This window comes from Streptomyces sp. NPDC048331 (assembly GCF_043201215.1).
Classification (GTDB): Bacteria; Actinomycetota; Actinomycetes; order Streptomycetales; family Streptomycetaceae; genus Streptomyces.
On the sequence record NZ_JBICYT010000018.1, the window covers coordinates 116,642 to 135,462 of the forward strand.

Here is an 18,821-nt window from a genome sequence, read left to right on the forward strand (position 1 = left end):
GATCACTCCCGTCCGAGTATGGAGGCGGCCGCGTCGACGCCCTCGCGGGTGCCGATCACGATGAGCGTGTCCCCACCGGCGAGACGGAAATCGGGTGCGGGGGACGGGCGGGCCTCGGCCCGCCGCAGGACCGCCACGATCGACACCCCGGTCTCCGTCCGCATCCGGGTCTCGCCCAGCAGCCGGCCGTTCCAGTACGAGTGACCGGACAGCTCGATGCGCTCGGCGACCAGCCCGAGATCGGTGGTGTGCAACAGGTTCGGGCTGTGGTGGGCGGGCATCAGGGCGTCGATCAGCGAGGTGGTCTCCGCCCCGGACAGGTGCAGCGACTGGGCGCACGCGTCAGGATCGTCCGCACGGTAGACGTTCACCGTGCGGGTGCCGTCGCGGTGGGCGATCACCGACAGGTGGCGCCGCTCGCGGGTGGTGAGGTCGTACTGGACCCCGATGCCGGGCAGTGGCGTGGTGCTCATCCGTGGAGCAGGCACAGCTCTGTCCCCCCTTGCTTCGTGTTCGACGGTGGTGCGGCGCAGCCTGACGGCATACAGGTTCCGGTGGCCGCGCGGGCTCATGGTGCCACCTCGCGCGGGGGGCCGGATATGGGTGTCGGCACGGATGGACAAGGCCCCCGGTAGCCGACAGGCTGAGGCGGGGACACCGATCCCACCGCAGGTCACCGCAGGTGCGAGGGCGCATCGGCGGGGATGGTGGGAGCGAGCGGTCCGCCATCGCGGCGGACCCGGAACGAAGGAAGGAACGCCCGTGTCGCTGTACTGGCGGATCTTCCTGCTCAACGCGGCCGTCCTCGTCACCGCCGTCCTGCTGCTCCTCGGCCCGGTCACCGTCTCCACCCCGGTGCTCTTCGGCGAAGCCGTGGTGCTGCTCGCCGGGCTGGCCGCCATGCTCATCGCCAACGCCGCCCTGCTCCGGATCGGCCTGGCACCGCTCGGCCGGCTGACCCGCGCGATGAGCGCGGTCGACCTGCTGCGCCCCGGCGGCCGGGCGCGGGTGGAGGGCCCCGCCGAAGTGGTCGAGCTGACCACCTCCTTCAACGCCATGCTGGGCCGCCTGGAGGCCGAGCGGGCCGGCAGCAGCGCCCGCGCCCTCTCCGCCCAGGAAGCCGAACGGCGGCGCATCGCCCAGGAACTGCACGACGAGGTCGGCCAGACCCTCACCGCCGTCCTGCTCCAGCTCAAGCACGCCGCCGACCGCGCCCCGGCCCCCTTGCGGGAGGAGCTCCGCCAGGTGCAGGAGACGACCCGTACGAGCCTGGACGAGATCCGCCGGATCGCCCGCAGACTGCGCCCGGGAGTCCTGGAGGAGCTCGGGCTGCACAGTGCCGTGCGTGCGCTGACGGCCGAGTTCACCAGCGGCTCGCTGACCGTTCGGCACGTCATCGGCCCGCACGTGCCCCCGCTGGACGAAGCGGCCGAACTCGTCGTCTACCGGGTCGCCCAGGAGGCCCTGACCAACGCCGCCCGGCACGCCGGCGCGAGCGAGGTCGAGGTGCGCCTGGCGGGCCGGCCCGACGGGGCGGTCCAACTCCTGGTCCGCGACAACGGCCGGGGCATCGGAGCCGCCGGTGAGGGCGCGGGGATCCAGGGCATGCGGGAACGGGCCCTGCTGATCGGCGCCGCCCTCGCCATCGGCAGCGGCCCTCGGGGCGGCACCGACGTACGGCTGGACGTACCGGCGGTGACCACGGCCGCCGCCGCGACCACGGAGGAGAACCGTTGACCGATCCTGAACGGCCGCCGACCCGTGTGCTGCTCGCCGACGACCACGCCCTCGTACGGCGCGGGGTCCGACTCATCCTCGACGCCGAGCCCGACCTGACGGTGGTCGCCGAGGCCGGGGACGGAGCGGAGGCCGTCGCCCTGGCCCGTACCGGGGAGGTGGACCTCGCCGTCCTCGACGTGGCGATGCCCCGGATGACCGGACTGCAGGCCGCACGGGAACTCTCCCGGCTGCGCCCGGAGCTGCGCATCCTCATCCTGACCATGTACGACAACGAGCAGTACTTCTTCGAGGCGCTCAAGGCCGGGGCGGCCGGCTATGTCCCGAAGTCGGTCGCCGACCGTGACCTGGTCGAGGCGTGCCGGGCCGCGATCCGGGACGAGCCGTTCATCTATCCCGGTGCCGAGACCACCCTCATCCGCAACTACCTGGACCGGGCCCGCCAGGGCGACCCGCTGCCGGCCCGGGCGATCACCGAGCGCGAGGAGGAGATCCTCAAGCTCGTCGCGGAAGGCCATTCCTCGAAGGAGATCGGCGACCTCCTGGTCATCAGCGCCAAGACCGTGGAGCGCCACCGGGCCAACCTGCTCCAGAAGCTGGGGATGCGCGACCGGCTGGAACTGACCCGGTACGCGATCCGGGTCGGCCTCATCGAGCCGTAGGCCGCCTCCTCCGGAACCTGCCCGATGCGCGCCGCCGGCCGTGACGACCGGCGCCCGCAGCTCGCACCCTCGTAGCTACGAGGTGGCGCGACCCGGCCCCCGACCCCAGCATGACGCGGGAGACCGCCCGTCCGGGCGCTGTCCACAGGGGCCGGGAGGGGAAGACGTGCTGCGGTATCCGAGCAGGTTGTGGGCGTTGGTGTTGATGTGCCTGGCAGGACTGGTGTCGACGGGCACGCACGCGCCCGCCTTCGCCTTCGCCACCGCCCCCGCCACTGCGTCTGTCGCGGCGAAGCCGCCGTTCCAGCTGCCGTTCCCGTGCGGGACCACCTGGCAGTTGAACACCTGGGGCCACAACCCCGCGCTGGACATGGTGGTGGAGGGCAACACCGGTTCCGACGCCCTACCCGTCCTCGCGTCCGCCGCCGGCACGGTGTCCGCCACATATTGGACGAACGGATCGGGCAACACCCTCCAGATCAGCCACGGCAACGGCTGGTTCACGGCGTACTACCACCTGAAGGACGACCCGGCGACCTACGTCAAGAAGGGCGACCCCGTCCAGCCGTCCACCCGGATCGGCCGGATCGGCACCTCGGGTGCCTCCGAGTGGTCCCACCTGCACTACGAGCAGCGCTACCTGGCCTCCGGCGACTTCACCGACGAGAGCCACCGCGTCCCGGCCCACTTCGACGGCATCGAGTACTCGGGCGCCGCGAAGGAGTGGCCGAGCGTCACCAGCCGCAACTGCGCCGGCACCCCGCCCCCGGCCTGGCAGGACTGCCCGTCCGGCCACGTCTGCTTCTACTCGGGGGCCGACGGCACCGGCACCGTCTGCCGTTCCGCCGTCGACGAGCCCCGGAGCACGTGCGGGCTGCGCCGATCCTTCTTCAACAACGGCACACCGCAGCCGGGTTACGACCACGTGCAGGTGTACTTCCGGGAGGGCGGCAGCGCCTGCCTGCACCGCGGCTGGGACGAGGGACGCGGGAACCTCCCCGCCGGGGGCCGGACCATCGAGCGCTTCCAGTGGCGCGGGGAGTGCTGAAGACAGGCCATCGTTGTGGGAACGATTGATTCCGCCGGCTAGCCTTCCCCTGCACCTCCGGGGAAGGAAGCGACGTGAACAGCATCATCGTGGTTCCGGGGCCCACCATGTCCCCGACCGCACAACTCCGCCTGGCACCGGGGCAGACCCTCCGGTTCGGCCGCGAGCCGTACGGCGCCTCCGGGGGCGGCCCGCACGTCCTACGGGTCCCGCACGCCGGCGTCTCACGCTCGGCGGGGGAGATCACCGCCACCGCCACGTACTGGTCCCTCAGCAATTTCTCCCGCTCGGCGACGTACGTGGTCGAGAACCCCGAGGGCGCCGGCGAGCACATCAAGATAGGCCCCGGCCGGCTGGACGCACCGGTCCCCTTCGAATTCGCCCGACTCGTCCTGCCCGCCGGCTCCGAACTGCTCACCCTCGACGTCTGGGCGCCGCGCCACGACTACGCCGACCGGGACGCCACCGGCGAGCCCGACGGGGAGCCGACCGTGGTCCCCTTCCCGCTCGACCGCTCCAGCCGCTACTTCCTGGTACTCACCGCGCTCTGCGAGCCGAGGCTGCGCGGCGCACCGCACGCGCCGCTGCCCACCGTCGAGCAGGTGGTCGAACGGCTCAAGCCGGCCTGGCCCGCCGCCAATCGCGCCGCCGTGCAGTGGAACATCGACTACCTCGCGGTCAAACTGCGCCTCAAGCCCGGCCCCGACACCGTCGATCCGGGGCCGCGGCTGGTCGGCAAGAAGGAGACCCTGGTCTCGCTCGCCCTGCGCTTCGACCTCGTCCGCGAGCAGGATCTGGTGGCCCTGCCGGCCGCCCCGACCGGTACCGCCCGCTGACCGGGAGAGCCGGTGACCCCGGCGCACTCACCGTCCCGGCCGGCTACCGGGTCGGCCCCTGGGTGGTCGGACACCTGCTGGGGGCCGGCGCCTTCGGCAGCGTGTACGCCGCCCTGCGCGCCCTGCCCGAGCCGGGGCTGCCCGGCCGGGCCGCGCTCAAGATCCTGCCGACCGGTACCCGTACCCCACGCCAGTTACGGCACCTGAGCGAACTTGCCGCGCGCGAGACCGAGGTACTGCGCCGGGTGCGTACACCCCGGCTGATCCGACTGTACGAGGTGCTCACGGTCGACGACCCCGACCGACCCGAACTCGACGGCGCCACCGTCCTCGTCCTGGAAGAGGCGACCGGCTCCCTCGACACCCTGCTGGTCGACGGAGCACCGCCCACCGGGCCCGCCCTGCTCGCCCAGATCTGCGAGGGGCTCGACCAACTGCACGGGGCCGGCTGGGTGCACGGCGACCTCAAGCCGGGCAACGTCCTGCTCATGGCCGACGGCACGGCGCGGCTGGGCGACTTCAACATGGCCGCCGAACTGGAGGGCACCCACGCCTACTCCCCGGCCTTCGCCACACCCGACTACACCCCGCCCGACCTGCTCTGGTCGGAGGTCGGCGAACGCGGTACGAAGATCCGCCCGACGGCCGACATCTGGGCCTTCGGGGTTCTCACCCACGTCGTCCTGACCGGCGCGCTGCCGCTGCCCGGCGGCACCCCGGCCGCCCGCCGGGACGCCGCGCTGCGCTACGCCAGGGGCGAGGAGGAACTGCGCCTGTCCCCGGAACTGCCGGAGCACTGGAAGGACATCGTCCGCGACTGCCTGGCCCGACGGCACGAGGACCGGGCTCCGCACACCGCCGCGTCGCTGCTGCGCCGGGTGGGTGCGGCGGCCGAAGCCTCGTCGCCCGCCCCGCCCGTCCCGGGGGTTCCCCCACCACCGAGGCGCGGCCGCGCGCTGATCGCGGCCGGTACGGCGGCACTCGCGGGCCTGGGCGCCCTCTGGGTCTCGGGCCTGTTCCACCTCGGGGACACCGCCGGGGCATCGGGGTACGACCGGTGCTGGCGGGGCGCGGTCTGCTTCTTCTCGGAGGAGGACGGCCGCGGCGAGATGTGCTCCTGGGTGGACGGCGGCGCCGACTGGATCGACGGCCCGGCCCCCTGCCCGTGGACGGCCCGCAGCGCACCCCGCTCGGTCTTCAACAACGGTTTCGACGTCACCGAGGGGGCGTCCAAGGTCGACGTCGTCTACTTCGGCCAGGCAGCCCAGCAGGAGCTGCTGGGCTGCGTGAAGGTACGGACGAGGACCAACCTGAGCGGAACCGTCCGGCCGCGCTCCCACGCCTGGGTCCCCCACTGCTGAGGCCCTCCGGCCGGGCCGGCTCGGGCTACGCGACCTCGATGCCGTACCCCCTCACGAGTGCCTCGAGACCGTGGTCGTAGCCCTGCCCGACGGCGCGGAAGCGCCACTGCCCGCCCCGACGGTAGATCTCGGCCAGGAGGAGGGTCCGTTCGCTGGTGCTGCCGTCGAGCGTGGCCTGTGCCGCGGCCTGCGCGTCGCTGCCCGGCGCGATGCAGATCTGGACCGCTCCGACGTCTCCGAACGTGGCGCTGCCGTCGATGGCGGCGGCGATCGCGATCCTGTGGGCGGCGGGGGGAAGCGCGGCGAGATCGAGGGTGACGGTCTGCTCGGTCGGGCCGTCGCACAGGAGCCGGACGGTGCCGTCCGGGCTCTCGGGTGCTCCGTAGAAGACGAAGTCCTCGTCGCAGGAGACCTGTTCCTCCTCATCGAGGACGAAGGCGACCACGTCGATCTCGCAGTCCGTCCGCAGCGCCCAGGAGGCACCGACGTGCCAACGGCCGGCCGTGGGGAGGGCGGGGAGATCGAGGACCCCGCCGCGGGGGAGAACCTCGGTCGACGCACCGCCTCCGTGGTGGGCGACGACCGGCTCGGGGCTCGGTGCACCGAGCCACGCGGAGTCGTGGACCGGTAGTCCCAAGGAGGTGACGCGAGCCATGCGACGATCGCCCTCGCCGCCCGGCAGCAGCACGATGTCGGTGACGCTCGCCGAGAGATTGATCGCGGCGGCCCCGCCCATCTCCACGACACGCGCTCGCGAGGCGGCCGCCTCCTCGTGGGTGCCACCCAGCACGAGGACCCTGCGCCGCCCGAACGGCTTCGCGGCGGGCCGGGGCTCGGCCTGCCGGGGCACCGCGGCGGTGGGCTGTGCGGCGGGAGGCTGTACGGCGACGGGCGCTTGTGGCGGAGCCTGCTTCTCGTGGGGCGTTCCGGGACGCACGTCCGCCAGCAGCGTGAGGAACGCCTGCTCGTCGATGACGGTGACCCCTTCGGCGACCGCCCGTCGGGCCTTCGCCGAGAGCGCGTTCGCGTCGTTGGTGACGAGGGCGCTGGTGTGCCGGCTGACCGTGCTCATCACGTTCAGGCCGCTCGCGACCGACCGGGCGACCAGTTCGACCCGAGCGATCTCCGTCTCGCCCGTGACGGCGATCTTCATCCCCTGGACGAGCGGCTCGCCGGGCTTCAGCGGGCCCGGGTTGCGGTAGGCGCAGGGGACCTTCGGCAGTTTCGGTGCGAACCGCGGGTCCTGCCGGGGCGGGCAGGACACCAGGGGCAGCGGGAGGTCCAGCCGTACGGCTTCGGCGAGCGAGGCGCGGAAGATCCCCGCGAGGACACGGGTGTCGTCCAGCGCGTCATGGGCTCTGGTCTGCGTCACGCCGTAGTGCGCGGCCAGGGAGGCCAGACCGAGGTCGGCGGTGGGCGGCTCCACCCGGCGGTTCAAGGCCAGGGTGCACAGACGTCGGGCGACGGGCAGGTGGAGCCGGGCGCGGGCGAACTCGTGGGCCAGGAAGTCGTAGTCGAACTGCGCGTTGTGGGCCACCAGGACCCGGTCCCGCAGGAGCGCGCCGATCTGCTCCGCGACGCGCTCGAAGGGGGGAGCGTCGCGCAGCCGCTCCGCCGTGAGCCCGTGGATGTGCACGGGACCCGGATCGCAGCCGGGGTTCACCAGGGTGGTGAACTCCCCGGTCGGGGCGCCGTCCGGCCCGTAGGTCAGCACCGCGATCGAGAGGATCCGGTCGCGCCGTGCGACCAGTCCGGACGTCTCGACATCCACCAGGGCCCAGTCGTGCGCGTACTCGGGCAGGCGCGAGACGTCGAGCGCCGCGGAAACGGTAGTCATGCGGGCAATGATCAACCGGACGCCGCCGCCGATTCAACCCGAATGGCCTTTTGTCCCCTTCGTTCAGGGGTCGCGGCGCCCGCCCCGGCTCCGACCGAAAAGGGACGGACGGTTCGTCCGGCGTGCCGATCTCCCCGGCTGCGCGAAGTGGCCGAAAAGGGAACGGGCCCCACCGCGCACGGCCCAGACTGGTGGGAGACGATCACCAGGGTGAGCAGGAGGCAAGTGTTTCGATGGATCCGTACGCGTACGTGCCCGCCGACGATCCACTCTTCGGCACGGTCCGGATCGAACTCGACCACGAGGCCGGGACGCTGGGCGTGAGCGGGGACGGACTGCCGCCGGTCGACATCCGGCGGGTCCCGGACACCGTGCCGGTGAGCCATGTGCCGATCGGGACGCGCGACCCCGAGCAGCTCACGCTGCTCGTCGACGGCGCGGCGGAGACGCTGCTGCCCGCCAAGGGATTCCTGACCCGGCGCTCGTACCGCGTCGAGGTCGTCTCGGGGGCGCGGAAGTGTCGCTATCTGCTGGTCCCGGACTCCATCGGCACCAGCCGGCTGCTGCGGGACGAGCGGCTGCTGGGCGTCTTCTCCTCGACCGGCGACGGGTACGTGTCGGCCGAGTGGGAGGTGGTCGGCGAGACCGAACCCGCCCACGAGCCCTACGACGCGTCGGTGGGGTACGCGCTCGCGGCGGCCTTCGGCACGGGTGCCGAACCGATGTGGCAGCTCACCCTGAACGCCGCGCTCGACCTCTGGCCCTGAAAGGGCCTCCGTCAGCGCGTTCCACGGGTCGGCCCGCCGCCTATCGGGCCGCGAGGATGTCCTGGAGGTCCCGTACCGCCTCCGACCGACCGTGCTCGGCGTACACGCCCGCCACGTTGACCACCACTTCGTCCACCCCCGCCCGACCGTATTCGGCCAGCTGTGTGGCGATGCTCCCGGGCGTGCCGTAGAGGAAGACCCCGGCGTCGACGAGGGCGCGGGCGCCGAGTCCCGGGCGGCTGTGGTGGACCCGCAGGCCGGCGCGGCGGAGCATGTCGACGTAGTGCGGACCGGCCAGGTGGACGTGGGCCGCGGCGAAGGCGAGCCCGTAGGCGTGGCGTCCCGGACGGTCGACGGCGGCGTGCACGACGGTGACCATGCGGGGCACCGGGCGGCCCGACTCGGCGGCCCCCTTCGCCATGGCGGGCAGCAAGGTGTCGCGGACGTATCCGGGCGGGGTCATCCAACTGATCGCCGCGTCCGCCGCCCGGCCCGCCGCCCGCGCGAGCGTGGGCCGGAGCACCCCGAGTCCGGTCTCCACTCCCGGATGGCGAAGACCCGGCAGGCCGACGGAAGCCCCGTGGCCGGGCCCGGCGGCTCCGTCCTCGGCCCCGACCAGGCGCCGCACCTCGGTCAGGTAGTCCACACAGGCGTCGCGGGGGCTGTCGTACGGCTTGCCGTGCAGCCCGGCGACGAAGTCGGGGGTCGCGGGACCCAGTCCGACGACCGTGCGGTGTCCGGTGAGGACGGACAGGGAGCGGGCCTGGATGGCCGCGTCAAACGGGTGCCGCAGCGGCATGAGGGCGACGCTGGTCCCGACCGGGACCCGGTAGCCCATGCCGGCCAGGTAGGCGAAGACCTGCTGGGTGTCGGCGCAGAGGGACTGGCCCTGCCAGAGGCGGGCGGCGCCCGCGTCACGGACGAGCGCGGCGAAGGGGGCCACGTGCCGGGGGTCCGTCGGCATGGCGGGGAACAGGACGGATACGCGCATCGCTCGGCCTTCAGGGGGACGCGGCTTCGGTGGTCAGGTAGCCCGAAGCCTGGATACGGAAGAGCCGGGCGTAGACGCCGTCGGCCCTCAGGAGGTCGTGGTGCCCGCCGTTCTCGATGACCTGGCCGTTGTCCAGGACGACGATCCGGTCGGCCATCCGGACGGTGGCGAAGCGGTGCGCGATGACCAGGGAGGTGGCGCCGCGGGCGACGTCCTTGAGTCGGCCGAAGATCTCCGCCTCCGCCTCCGCGTCGATGGCGGCCGTCGGTTCGTCGAGGACGACGACGGGGGCGCGGCGCATGAAGGCCCGCCCCAGGGCCATCTTCTGCCACTGGCCGCCGGACAGTTGGTGGCCGTCCTCGAAGTGGCGGCCGAGCGGGGTGTCGTAGCCGCGGGGCAGCGACTCGACGATGCCGTCGGCGCCGGCCGCCCGTGCCGCCTCGGCGACGCGCCCCGTGTCCTCGCGGGATTCGACGCGGCCGAAGCCGATGTTGTCGCGGACGGGCAGCTCGTAGCGGATGAAGTCCTGGAAGATCACGCCGATGTGGCGTTGCAGATCGTCCAGGTCGTACTCCTCGATCGGGACGTCGTCCACCAGGATCTGGCCGCTCGTCGGCTCGTAGAGCCGGGTGAGCAGCTTGACCAGGGTGGTCTTGCCGGAGCCGTTCGGTCCCACCAGCGCGACGCATTCGCCCACGGGCAGGGTGAAGCTGACGCCGTCCAGGACGACGCGGCCGGTGCCGGGGTAGACGAAGCGGACGTCACGGAACTCGATGCCCTTGCGGAGTTGGTCCGGGAACGGTCGGGTCCCGCCCTTGATCTGCCGCTCGGGCAGGGCGAAGAAGTCGAAGAGGTTGCCGAGGAAGAGACTGTCCTTGTAGAGGGCTGCGATGCCGAGCAGCATGCCGTGGGCGGAGACCTGGATCGAACCGACGGCCTGCAGGTAGCCGGCGAGCTGGCCGACCTGCCCGGCTTGTGTGGTGGTGTGGATCGCCCAGAGCACGGCGCCGGAGGAGGCGACGACGCTGAGCAGACCGAGGACGCCGCCGAGCACGGACTGTCGGCGGGCGAGGCGGCGGTCGACGTCGAAGAAGGTGCGGACGAGCCGGGTGTAGAGGTCCACCAGGTGGGGGCCGAGCTGGAAGAGGCGGATCTCCTTGTAGGAGTGGTCGGTGGTGGTGAGGTGCTGGTAGTAGTACAGGCGTCGCCGGTCGGCGGCCCGGTCGTACTCGATCTCGTACGCCTTGTGGCTGAAGAGCATGTACGAGACGACCGACGGCATCGGCGACAGCAGGATCGCGAGGGCGATCCAGGGGCTCCAGGAGAACAGCACCACGCTGACGGTCACCAGGGTGACCAACTCCCGCGCGACCTCCAGGAGCTGGGTGAAGACCTGGTAGACGCGGCCTCCGCTGCTCTCCTGGAAGGCGCGCTGCATCTTGTCGTAGACCTCGGCGTCCTCGTACTGCTGGAGGTCGAGCATGGTGCCCTTGCGCATCACCCATTCGCCGATGCGAGCGGTGAGTTCGAGCCGCAGGAGGGTGTCGAGGTATTGCAGAGAGGTGCCCAGGAGATGGTTGACGAGGCCCACCCCGAGAAGGGCGCCGCCCGCCAGGAGTGCCGACCGTCCGGCGTCCGGGTCGCCGGTGACGGCGTCGGCCACACCCTGCACGGCGGCGGCGACCAGACCGATCTGCGCCGCCGGTACGAGGGCGAGGAGGACGGAGACGCCCGTGAAGGCGGAGACCCGCAACGGACTGAGCCGCCAGAACAGCGCGCTGACGCGCAGCCAGATCATCGGCCTTCCCTCGCCTTCGCGGCGGTGCGGCCGCGGACGGCGCGCAGCACATGGGCCCACAGGGCGTGGCTGCGGGCTTCCCGGACGAGGTCGATGGGAAGGAGCCGGTTGATCTGCATGTGCGCCAGGCTGGCGAGGATGGCGTCCTCCGAGCCGACCAGGAGGCCACGGCGAGCCGCCTCGCGGACGGCTCCGGCCATCTCGGCGACGGCGGGCGCCTGGGCGGCGAACGTCTCCTGGAGGAGCAGCCGGTGGGCCCTGCCTTCCTCGTGCGGATCGCGATCCCACGGGCTGAGGAGTTCGCACAGGTAGGCGCGGTGTTCCCGGAACAGTGTCCGGGTGTCCCGGACGTGGGCCTCCTCGTGGCCGCCGAGGTGGTCCGTGCGCGCGCCCCACTGGGCGTAGAGGGTGTCCAGCGCGGCGACGGCGAGGAACTCGGGCTTGATGTCGGGCTGTCGCGACAGCAGAAGGGCGGTGGCCTCGCTGTTGGCGGTGAAGACCCGCTCGGCCGCGTCGAAGACCTCCGGGCCGCCGTAGCGCGCGATCTCCGGTGCGTAGCCCGCGAGTTCGATGTCCAGCGCCAGCCCGCGCGTGACGAGGCCGCGGCCCCAGGTGGCGACCCGGGTGAGGATGCGGTCGGCGTCCGTGCCGCGGACCCGCAGGCGCAGGTGTGGGAAGGGGTCGGCGTAGCGGATGTAGAACCAGCGGTCCAGGATCCCCTCCTGGCCCAGTTCCGCGACGAGGTCGAGCAACGGGCCCGCGATGATCTCGTCCTGCCGCTCGGGAGCCGCGTAGACCTTGAGGAACGTCCATGCGCCGCCGGGCAGATGGCGCTCCACGGGCACCTCGCGGCCTTGCCTCGGCACGGGAGCTCGGGAGGCGCGGACGGCGTCGCGGGCGAGGACGGGGACGACGACCTCGGCGGCGTGGCGCTCGCCGGCGGCGTCCTGGAGCCACATGCCGTCGAAGGACGGCAGCATCTCGTGGAGGACGACGGTGCCGCGCGCGTCCAGCTCCGTACGGAGCTCGGCCCGGCAGGCGGGGTGGTCGAGGTCCATCAGCAGCCGTTGGTCCGCCTCGACGAGATAGACGTGGCGGGGCACGTTCCAGCGCCGACGCCAGCCGTCGAGGTCGTCGAGCGGGTGCGCGGACGGTGTGCCGGCCGCGGGTGCCGTGGGTCCGGCCGCCCTGTCGTGCGCGTCCACCCGCCCTGTGGTGATCCGCCACTGCGCGGGGCGCAGGACGATCCGCCCGCGCGTGACGCGCGGCAGGAAGGGAGCCGCCTCGGCGGGGCCCCAGTGGAAGCCGGAGGGCATGACGTGCCCGTCCTGGGAGGCCTCGATCAGGAACCGGGCCACGTTCGGCGCCAGTGTCGGGTTGAGCATGTGGTGTTGGGCGACCACGACCTCCCGGTCGAGCGTGCGGGACCACAGGTGGAAGCGGTCCCCGCTGACGCCGACGAGGATGTCGTCGAGCGGCAGGACCCGGTCCGGGCCGACCGACGGCGTGGTGTTGACGGGGATCTCGTACGGCCGGACGGCGGGGCGCAGGGTGATGTTGGCCGCACGGCCGTACGGGGGCAGGAACGCCAGCTCCGCGTAGGCGACGTCGGGGAAGAGCGCCTCCTCGGCGCGGGCGTAACCGCGCACCCGCTCGACGGCGGGTTCGCCGAGCAACTCGCTGAAGCGCCCGAAGGTGCGGCCGCCGTACGTGAGGCTGTCGGGGCGCAGGACGGCCCGCCACTCCCCCCGGTCGACGGCGGCGCGGTCGGCGGCGTGCAGCTGGAGGTAGACCTCCATGGCGGGCGGCGGGTCGGGCACCGGCCCGGTCGGCGTGAGCCGAGCCAGCCAGGCGTCGGTCAGCTCGACTTCGAGGGACCTGTCCCACCAGGCCTGCTGGGCGAACTCGACGAGCGTGCCGTCCAGCCGGGCGGTGTCCTCGGGCGGCGTCATCGGCAGTTCGATGTTCCGCGGCGGGTTGGTGTAGGACGGCGGGGCGTCGAGCCCGGTGTCCGGGCTGAGCAGACCGAGCACCGGGACGCGGGTACCGGCGCCGTAGCGTTCGGTGAACTCCTCGCGGTAGCGCGTGAGGTGGTTGCGCCTGCCATGGGCGGAGCTCAGGCGGACCAGGATCCCGACGGCCTCGGCCGCCGCCTCCCCGATCGACGCGTTCAGGACGGGCTCGTCCAGCCGTAGCGCCATGTCGGCCTGGTAGGAGCGGCCCTTGTGCCCGGGGACGAGGTCGTGCTGCGCGGCGGCCAGCCGGCGCAGCGAGGCGCTGTCGTCCGCCCGGTCGGCGAGGTCGGCGGCGGTGGCGAGCCGGTCGGCCGTCTCCTGCGCGGCGGGGATACCGGTGAGCCTCTTCAGGACGTGGTGCTCGGGCCGCTCCGCGGTCTGCGGGGGCCTCAGGTCGCTGATGAGGAAGCCGAGGTCCCACATCTGCCGGACCAGGCCCTCGACGGTCTCGGCGGGCACGTCGGGGAAGGCGGCGGCGAGCTCGGCGGTGATCCGGTCGTACGGGACAGGGGTGGCGGCCGTCCGCATGACGAGGTCGACGGCGGGCGTGGCCCGGATGCGTACGCTGCGGGCGTCGTGCCGGCCGTACTTGTCGGCCTGCGGCAGGACCACGCGATCACCGGCGGTGCTCGCCATCGGGTTGAGGACGAGCCGGAGCTTTCGGAGCAGGTCGTCGGACTCGTCGAGGCGCTCGATCAGCCCGAGCAGCCAGCCCATGTCGGCGCGCACGCGCAGCCGGTGCTCCTCCGGCCGCCCGAGCCGGGCGGTGGTACCGGGACCGAACTCGCCCATCGCCACGCCGGCGAAGGCTCCGAAGGGTGTGGGCCGGGTCGTCATGCGCGTGACGTAGCGCAGCAGCCCGGAACGTAACCGACGCAGACGCTTCTCGCTGAGGTCGCCGATCCGGTCGAGGCTGTCGGCCATGTCCTCGCTGGCGATGAGCAGGGCGCGTGTGACATCGGGACGGCGGGCGAGGTCGACGAGGGCCTGCGGGGTCTCGTCGGGCCGCGCGGTCACGTCGAGCCAGGTGCGGGCGGGCAGGACCGGGGAGCGCAGGAGGAAGAAGCCGACGGGCTCGTACGGGGTCACGGGCGTCACCGGCCGAGGAAGGCGCGGAACCAGTCGGGCCGCCGGTCGCCGGTGGCGGCGAGCAACGTGAGCGCGACGCCGGTGGCACCGGTGAGCAGCCCGGGGTCGTCGACGGGCCTACCGGGCTCCTCCAGGTCGGCGAACCCGAGCGGGCGGTCCGGCTCGTGGCGGTCGAGGAGGTCCCCGACCAGTTCCGGCAGCCGGTCACGGGCGGCCGTGCTCCAGGGGGCGAACTCCATGGTCAGCATGACCAGTCCGGCGAGCCCGTGGCAGAGGGTCGGCGACAGGGGCCGCAGGTCCCCGGCCCGGGCGAGCGCGCCCTCGAAGGCGGTGACGGCCTCGGCGCGCAGTGCGTCGTCGCCGGTGGCCACGGCGACCGTGAGGAGCGCCCCGGCGACGCCGAAGGTGCCGTAGCACCAGCCGATCCGCTCGTGCACGCATCCCGCGGAGACCTCGTGACCGTGCTCGTCGACGGGGGTACCGTCGCTCCACCGGGGGCCGTACGTGTCGATGTCCGCCTGTGCGCGGATCCAGCGAGCGAGGGTGGTGACGGCTTCGAGGTGGCCCGGGCGTCGGTGGCCCGCCGCCCAGGCGGCGGCGAGGGCCGCGGCGATTCCGGGGACGCCGTGCGAGATGCCGAGGTTGAGGTACCCGTGCGGGTACTTGGTGAGGTAGTCGCCGACGGGCGGGTAGTGGGCGGGCGCGATGAGCAGGCGGTACGGGGTGCCCTCGGTCTCGGCGGATTCGGCGAGCCAGATGAGGTGGTCGGCGAGGAGGGCGGCCGCCTCGCCGACCCGTTCGGAGGGGTCGGGTACGGAACTCAGCTGGGCGAGGGTGCCGGCGGCCCCGGTGACGAGGTCGTAGTCGAGGTCGCTGACGGCCCCTTCGGTGCGGTGCGGGGGCGCGGCGAGGACCTGCTCGGCGAGCTGGTCCGTCAGCCGGTCGAGGCTGGGGCGGAAACGAGGTTCGTCGCGGGTCACGTCCGCGAGGGCGAGGAGGAGACCGCTGGTGCCGGCGAACATGCCGTGGTGCTGCAGAGGTTCCGTCCGGGTGGAGAGGACCGCCTCGCGTATGTGCTCGCAGGCCGTGTCCAGGTCACCGAGCCCGGCCCGGGCGGCGTACAGGTGGAGCAGCGCGGTACCCGCTTGGCCGTGGGTGAGACTCGGCGGATACCAGGCGCCGGTGGTGTCGCTCTGCTCGAAGGCGCGGAGCGCGAGGTCGTCGACCTGGGTGGTGGTGACGGTTTCCCGCAGGACCTGCCGGACGGCAGTCCGCGCGCGGCTCACGAGGTCGTCGTCTGCCACGCCGGCCCAGGCTTCGGTACCGTGTCGGGTGAGGTGCATGGTGGTCGGGCCCCTGTCTGTTCGGCGTGCTTCTCTCGCTCTGCGACGACGGGTGCTGCCGTGTCTCGACCACGGCAGCACCCGTCGGGATTTCGCCCGTGGTTACTTGCCGCCCACGCAGAAGATCGTGCACATCGAGGTGCAGACACAGGTCTTGCTGGCCTGGCAGGTCACCCGGGTGCAGACCGTGCGGGTGGCGATCCCCGAGATGGACGGCGGCGGCGCCTGCTCACCGGCGGGGCCGGCGGGGGCGGAGATCCGGGCGTCCAGGTCGAATGCGTCGGACATGTCATTCCTTTCGTCATTCTTCCCGGCGAATCAATTCGCCGGGGGCTCCGGAGTTTTTCGGTGCCAGGGAAATCATGTCGAACCTGTCGGGGCCGTTCCATTGGCCGTGGCGACAATATTCACGAGGGGCTCTGATCCCGAACGGGCAACGTTTTGTGCATTGTTCAGGAAACGGGTCGGTCCGTGGCGTCCGTATTCTCCGTGGAGAATACGTAGGAGGCCAGGCAGACGGTCAGGCGCGAGGAGAGCTCGAGTTTCTCCATGACCGCGGCCACGTGTGCGCGCACGGTCCGTTCGGTCACGTGCAGCCGTCTGGCCATCGTCTCGTTGGAGAGCCCTTCGGCGAGCAGCAGGAAGGTCTCCTGTTCGCGCGGGGTGAGTCGGCCGACCCGTTCGAGGGCCGGCGTCCAGTGCGGTGCGCCCGGGGCGCGGGCACCGGCGGTCGCACGGCGTACGGCGGAGGTTCGGGGGGTGGTGTGGCTCACGGTGCTGCGACGCTCCTGTCTGGGGCGGGCCTGCCGGGAGGCCGTGTGAGGTGGTCGGTGGTCAGCCGGCGATAGAACGGATCCTCGGCGAGCAGCTGCTCGTGCGTGCCCTCGGCGCCGACCCGACCGTCGTCGAGGACGACGATCCGGTCGGCCGCCCGGACGGTGGACATGCGGTGGGCGACGACGAGCAGGGCCCGGTCCCGGGAGATGTCCCGCAGGACGTCGGTGAGTTCCCGTTCGTTGATGGGATCGAGCTGCGACGTGGGTTCGTCGAGAAGGACGAGTTCGGGCCGGGGGAGCAGGGCGCGGGCGATGGCGACGCGTTGGCGTTCGCCGCCGGACAGGTTGAATCCGCGGTCGCCGACTTCTGTCTCCAGTCCGTTCGCCAGTCGTTCCACGAGTTCTTCGAGATTCACCATCCGGAGCACTTCTCGGATCTCCGTCCCGGTGGCATCCGGCTTCGCGTAGACGAGATTGTCGCGCAGGGTTCCGTACAGCAGCGGCGCGTGTTGTTCGACCAGACCGATTCGGGAACGGTGGTGGCGCGGGTCGACGCCTTGGAGGTCGGCGCCGTCGAAGAGGACGTGTCCGCCGTCCGGTTCGTGGAATTTCTCGGCGAGCGAGACGATGGTCGTCTTGCCCGCGCCGGACCGTCCCACCAGGGCGATGAGCCCGGTGCGCGGCACGCGGAACGAGACGTCGCGCAGGACCGGGCGGTCGTCGTAGGCGAAGGAGACCCGGCGCAGTTCGAGCAGCGGGGGCGCGGCCGACGGGGCGGGGGAGGGGAGCGGCGCGGGCGCACCGTTCTCCCGGTCCTGCTCGACGGGCAGACGCAGGACGTCCTCGATCCGGCGGAGCGAGCCGAGGCCGCGCTGGATCAGACTGAGCGCGTTGAAGAGGCCGGCGAGCGGCATGACGAGATAGGTGGCGAACAGCAGGAACGCGACGAGTTCGCTGACGGACATGGAACCGTCGGAGACCCGGACCGCGCCGACGAGCAGGACGAGCAGGAACGAGCCGTTGACCGCGATCTCCATGGCGGGCCCGACGACGGAGCCGAGCTTCGCGGAGCGGACTCCGGCGGCGTAGGCGGCGTCGACGTCCGTGCCGATGCGTTCGGCCTCCCTGTGTTCGGCTCGCGCCGCTCGTACGGTCCTGATGCCGCCGAGGGCGCGTTCGAGGTCGGCGGTCATCGCGCCGACCCCGGCGAGGGCCTGTTCGGTGCTGGTCCGGATGCCGGCCATCACGCCCGCGACGAGGACGGCGGCGACCAGCAGCGTCCCGGCGACCACGAGGAACATGACGGGGTCGATCCAGAGCATCAGTGCGGCCGCGCCGACTCCGGTGATGGAGACGGTCACGAGTTGGACGAAGCTGCCCGCGACCATGTCCCGCAGCATGGTCGTGTCGGTGCCGACCCGGGAGAGCAGGTCGCCGGCGCGCCGGCCGTCGAGCTCGCGGAGACGGACGAACAACAGCCGTTCGACGAGGCTGCGGCGCAGGCGCCGGACCACGCTCTCGCCGGTCACGTCCAACAGGTATTGACCGGCCGCCTCCAGGGCGGCCTGGACGAGGAAGAGCGCGGCCAGCGCCACGACGAGCGAGGCGACGGCCCGGTCGGCGGAGACCCGGTCGATCAGACGCATGGTCAGCAGCGGCTGGAGCAGTCCGAGGGCGGTGCCGACGACGGTCAGCGCGAGCGCGGCTCCCACGGTCCGGCCGCTGCCGCGCAGCAGGCGTAGCAGATCACGGGCGCCCGGGCGGTCGCCGCCGGCGGGGTCCTCCCCGGGGTGCGCCGCGGCAGGCGGCGCGCCCCCGGTGCCCCGGCCGGTTCCGGTCGCAGCGCCGGACGGATCCGCGTGGTCGGTCATGAGGGGCTCCTCTCCTCGCTTCCGGAGCCCACGGTGATCAGCCTCCGGAAGTAGCTCTCGGGCAGTTCCTCGCCCACCAGTCGGCCTTCCGCCTCGACCCAGGCGTGGGCGCCGAAGGGCGGCGCGGCGCGGACGCCGACGCACCACGTGGGCCACTCCCCACGGCTCCGGCAGAGCAGGGCCGTGGCCACCGAGCGAGGCAGGCAGCCCTCACGGCCGGCGCAGACCGTGCTGACCGTGGTGACGGCCTGTCGGGCCCGGTAGGTCCGGTCGTGGCCGGCCGGACGGGCCCCGCGGGACAACACCCCGAGCACCCGCCCCAGCCGGGCCGGCGGCAGGAGCAGCAGGGGCCGGCTCACCGCCACGGCGAGGCGGGCTCCGGCGCGCTCGGCGAACGAGGTCCCGGTATGGGTCTCCGGGACCGGATGGAAGCTCATGGGCGGACCAGCCGGGCGTCGCGCAGGGCGCTGAGCAGGGCGCTCACATCGGTCCGCGCCCTGTCCTCGTCCACGTCGAACTCGGTGCACAGGGCATCGGCGATGTCGTCGGCGGGGATGCCGTCGAGCAGCCCGGCCAGCACGGAACTACCGGTCGGGTTGAGCTCCCAGTACTCACCCGTACCGCCGTCGAGCAGGACCTTGCCGTAGTCGGTGTCCACCACGGACACGTCCTCACGCAGTCGCATGGGTT

At 72.5% G+C, this 18,821-nt stretch carries 17 protein-coding genes; 6 read left to right on the top strand and 11 right to left on the bottom strand.

What is annotated here, in order from left to right; translation table 11 throughout:
• Positions 1-2: 2 nt before the first annotated feature.
• Positions 3-473, bottom strand: coding sequence for a TrkA C-terminal domain-containing protein (locus tag ACGFYY_RS24850; RefSeq protein WP_365270572.1), 471 nt, complete (start codon positions 471-473; stop codon positions 3-5).
• Between the two features lie 289 nt (positions 474-762).
• Between ACGFYY_RS24850 and ACGFYY_RS24855 the strand changes: the two genes are divergently transcribed.
• From ACGFYY_RS24855 to ACGFYY_RS24875, 5 genes are all read left to right on the top strand, one after another.
• A complete protein-coding gene (locus tag ACGFYY_RS24855) occupies positions 763-1,737 on the top strand; it encodes a histidine kinase (protein WP_393712474.1) in 975 nt (324 codons plus the stop codon).
• Entirely contained in the window at positions 1,734-2,399 is a 666-nt protein-coding gene (locus ACGFYY_RS24860; protein WP_030714905.1) for a response regulator transcription factor, read from the top strand. The genes ACGFYY_RS24855 and ACGFYY_RS24860 overlap by 4 nt, the downstream gene beginning before the upstream one ends.
• 166 nt (positions 2,400-2,565) lie before the next feature.
• A complete protein-coding gene (locus ACGFYY_RS24865; protein WP_393712477.1) occupies positions 2,566-3,447 on the top strand; it encodes a peptidoglycan DD-metalloendopeptidase family protein in 882 nt (293 codons plus the stop codon).
• 74 nt (positions 3,448-3,521) lie between these two features.
• Positions 3,522-4,283 carry an FHA domain-containing protein gene (locus tag ACGFYY_RS24870; RefSeq protein ID WP_393712479.1) on the top strand — a complete coding sequence of 254 codons (762 nt, stop codon included), beginning with the start codon at positions 3,522-3,524 and terminating at the stop codon, positions 4,281-4,283.
• Positions 4,280-5,644, top strand: coding sequence for a serine/threonine-protein kinase (locus ACGFYY_RS24875; RefSeq protein ID WP_393712560.1), 1,365 nt, complete (start codon positions 4,280-4,282; stop codon positions 5,642-5,644). The genes ACGFYY_RS24870 and ACGFYY_RS24875 overlap by 4 nt, the downstream gene beginning before the upstream one ends.
• A gap of 25 nt (positions 5,645-5,669) precedes the next feature.
• On the opposite strand, the gene ACGFYY_RS24880 is transcribed toward ACGFYY_RS24875, so the two are convergent.
• Complete coding sequence (locus ACGFYY_RS24880; RefSeq protein ID WP_393712481.1) at positions 5,670-7,481, bottom strand: TerD family protein; 1,812 nt, start codon at positions 7,479-7,481, stop codon at positions 5,670-5,672.
• A 233-nt stretch (positions 7,482-7,714) separates the two neighbouring features.
• Between ACGFYY_RS24880 and ACGFYY_RS24885 the strand changes: the two genes are divergently transcribed.
• The gene (locus ACGFYY_RS24885; RefSeq protein ID WP_393712483.1) at positions 7,715-8,248 is read left to right on the top strand and encodes a hypothetical protein; all 534 of its coding nucleotides are present in this window, start codon (positions 7,715-7,717) and stop codon (positions 8,246-8,248) included.
• A 40-nt stretch (positions 8,249-8,288) separates the two neighbouring features.
• Here ACGFYY_RS24885 and ACGFYY_RS24890 read toward each other — a convergent pair whose 3' ends face one another.
• The 9 genes from ACGFYY_RS24890 to ACGFYY_RS24930 all read right to left on the bottom strand — a co-directional run bounded on the left by ACGFYY_RS24890 (position 8,289) and on the right by ACGFYY_RS24930 (position 18,816).
• Positions 8,289-9,239 carry an LLM class flavin-dependent oxidoreductase gene (locus tag ACGFYY_RS24890; RefSeq protein ID WP_393712485.1) on the bottom strand — a complete coding sequence of 317 codons (951 nt, stop codon included), beginning with the start codon at positions 9,237-9,239 and terminating at the stop codon, positions 8,289-8,291.
• A gap of 10 nt (positions 9,240-9,249) precedes the next feature.
• The gene (locus ACGFYY_RS24895; protein ID WP_393712487.1) at positions 9,250-11,037 is read right to left on the bottom strand and encodes an ABC transporter ATP-binding protein; all 1,788 of its coding nucleotides are present in this window, start codon (positions 11,035-11,037) and stop codon (positions 9,250-9,252) included.
• On the bottom strand, positions 11,034-14,150 hold the full coding sequence (locus ACGFYY_RS24900) for a lantibiotic dehydratase (RefSeq protein ID WP_393712490.1): 3,117 nt from the start codon (positions 14,148-14,150) through the stop codon (positions 11,034-11,036). Before ACGFYY_RS24900 ends, ACGFYY_RS24895 begins: the two co-directional genes overlap by 4 nt.
• A complete protein-coding gene (locus ACGFYY_RS24905; RefSeq protein WP_393712492.1) occupies positions 14,147-15,445 on the bottom strand; it encodes a lanthionine synthetase C family protein in 1,299 nt (432 codons plus the stop codon). The genes ACGFYY_RS24900 and ACGFYY_RS24905 overlap by 4 nt, the downstream gene beginning before the upstream one ends.
• Positions 15,446-15,586: 141 nt before the next feature.
• Positions 15,587-15,772: an FDLD family class I lanthipeptide gene (locus ACGFYY_RS24910; protein ID WP_365270600.1), complete on the bottom strand. Its 186-nt coding sequence runs from the start codon at positions 15,770-15,772 to the stop codon at positions 15,587-15,589.
• Positions 15,773-15,936: 164 nt separating this feature from the next.
• A complete protein-coding gene (locus tag ACGFYY_RS24915; protein WP_393712494.1) occupies positions 15,937-16,257 on the bottom strand; it encodes a response regulator transcription factor in 321 nt (106 codons plus the stop codon).
• Positions 16,254-18,131 carry an ABC transporter ATP-binding protein gene (locus tag ACGFYY_RS24920; RefSeq protein ID WP_393712497.1) on the bottom strand — a complete coding sequence of 626 codons (1,878 nt, stop codon included), beginning with the start codon at positions 18,129-18,131 and terminating at the stop codon, positions 16,254-16,256. Before ACGFYY_RS24920 ends, ACGFYY_RS24915 begins: the two co-directional genes overlap by 4 nt.
• Positions 18,128-18,568, bottom strand: a complete 441-nt coding sequence (locus ACGFYY_RS24925; protein ID WP_393712499.1) for a lasso peptide biosynthesis B2 protein — start codon at positions 18,566-18,568, stop codon at positions 18,128-18,130. The genes ACGFYY_RS24920 and ACGFYY_RS24925 overlap by 4 nt, the downstream gene beginning before the upstream one ends.
• The gene (locus ACGFYY_RS24930; protein ID WP_393712501.1) at positions 18,565-18,816 is read right to left on the bottom strand and encodes a lasso peptide biosynthesis PqqD family chaperone; all 252 of its coding nucleotides are present in this window, start codon (positions 18,814-18,816) and stop codon (positions 18,565-18,567) included. The genes ACGFYY_RS24925 and ACGFYY_RS24930 overlap by 4 nt, the downstream gene beginning before the upstream one ends.
• Positions 18,817-18,821 lie beyond the last annotated feature (5 nt).

What these genes read in the sequence shown, in the direction of transcription:
- ACGFYY_RS24930 (WP_393712501.1), bottom strand. Translation starts at nt 18,816, where the DNA reads ATGCGACTGCGTGAGGACGTGTCCGTGGTGGACACCGACTACGGCAAG.
- ACGFYY_RS24895 (WP_393712487.1), bottom strand. Translation starts at nt 11,037, where the DNA reads ATGATCTGGCTGCGCGTCAGCGCGCTGTTCTGGCGGCTCAGTCCGTTG.
- ACGFYY_RS24850 (WP_365270572.1), bottom strand. Translation starts at nt 473, where the DNA reads ATGAGCACCACGCCACTGCCCGGCATCGGGGTCCAGTACGACCTCACC.
- ACGFYY_RS24890 (WP_393712485.1), bottom strand. Translation starts at nt 9,239, where the DNA reads ATGCGCGTATCCGTCCTGTTCCCCGCCATGCCGACGGACCCCCGGCAC.
- ACGFYY_RS24880 (WP_393712481.1), bottom strand. Translation starts at nt 7,481, where the DNA reads ATGACTACCGTTTCCGCGGCGCTCGACGTCTCGCGCCTGCCCGAGTAC.
- ACGFYY_RS24910 (WP_365270600.1), bottom strand. Translation starts at nt 15,772, where the DNA reads ATGTCCGACGCATTCGACCTGGACGCCCGGATCTCCGCCCCCGCCGGC.
- ACGFYY_RS24885 (WP_393712483.1), top strand. Translation starts at nt 7,715, where the DNA reads ATGGATCCGTACGCGTACGTGCCCGCCGACGATCCACTCTTCGGCACG.
- ACGFYY_RS24925 (WP_393712499.1), bottom strand. Translation starts at nt 18,568, where the DNA reads ATGAGCTTCCATCCGGTCCCGGAGACCCATACCGGGACCTCGTTCGCC.
- ACGFYY_RS24920 (WP_393712497.1), bottom strand. Translation starts at nt 18,131, where the DNA reads ATGACCGACCACGCGGATCCGTCCGGCGCTGCGACCGGAACCGGCCGG.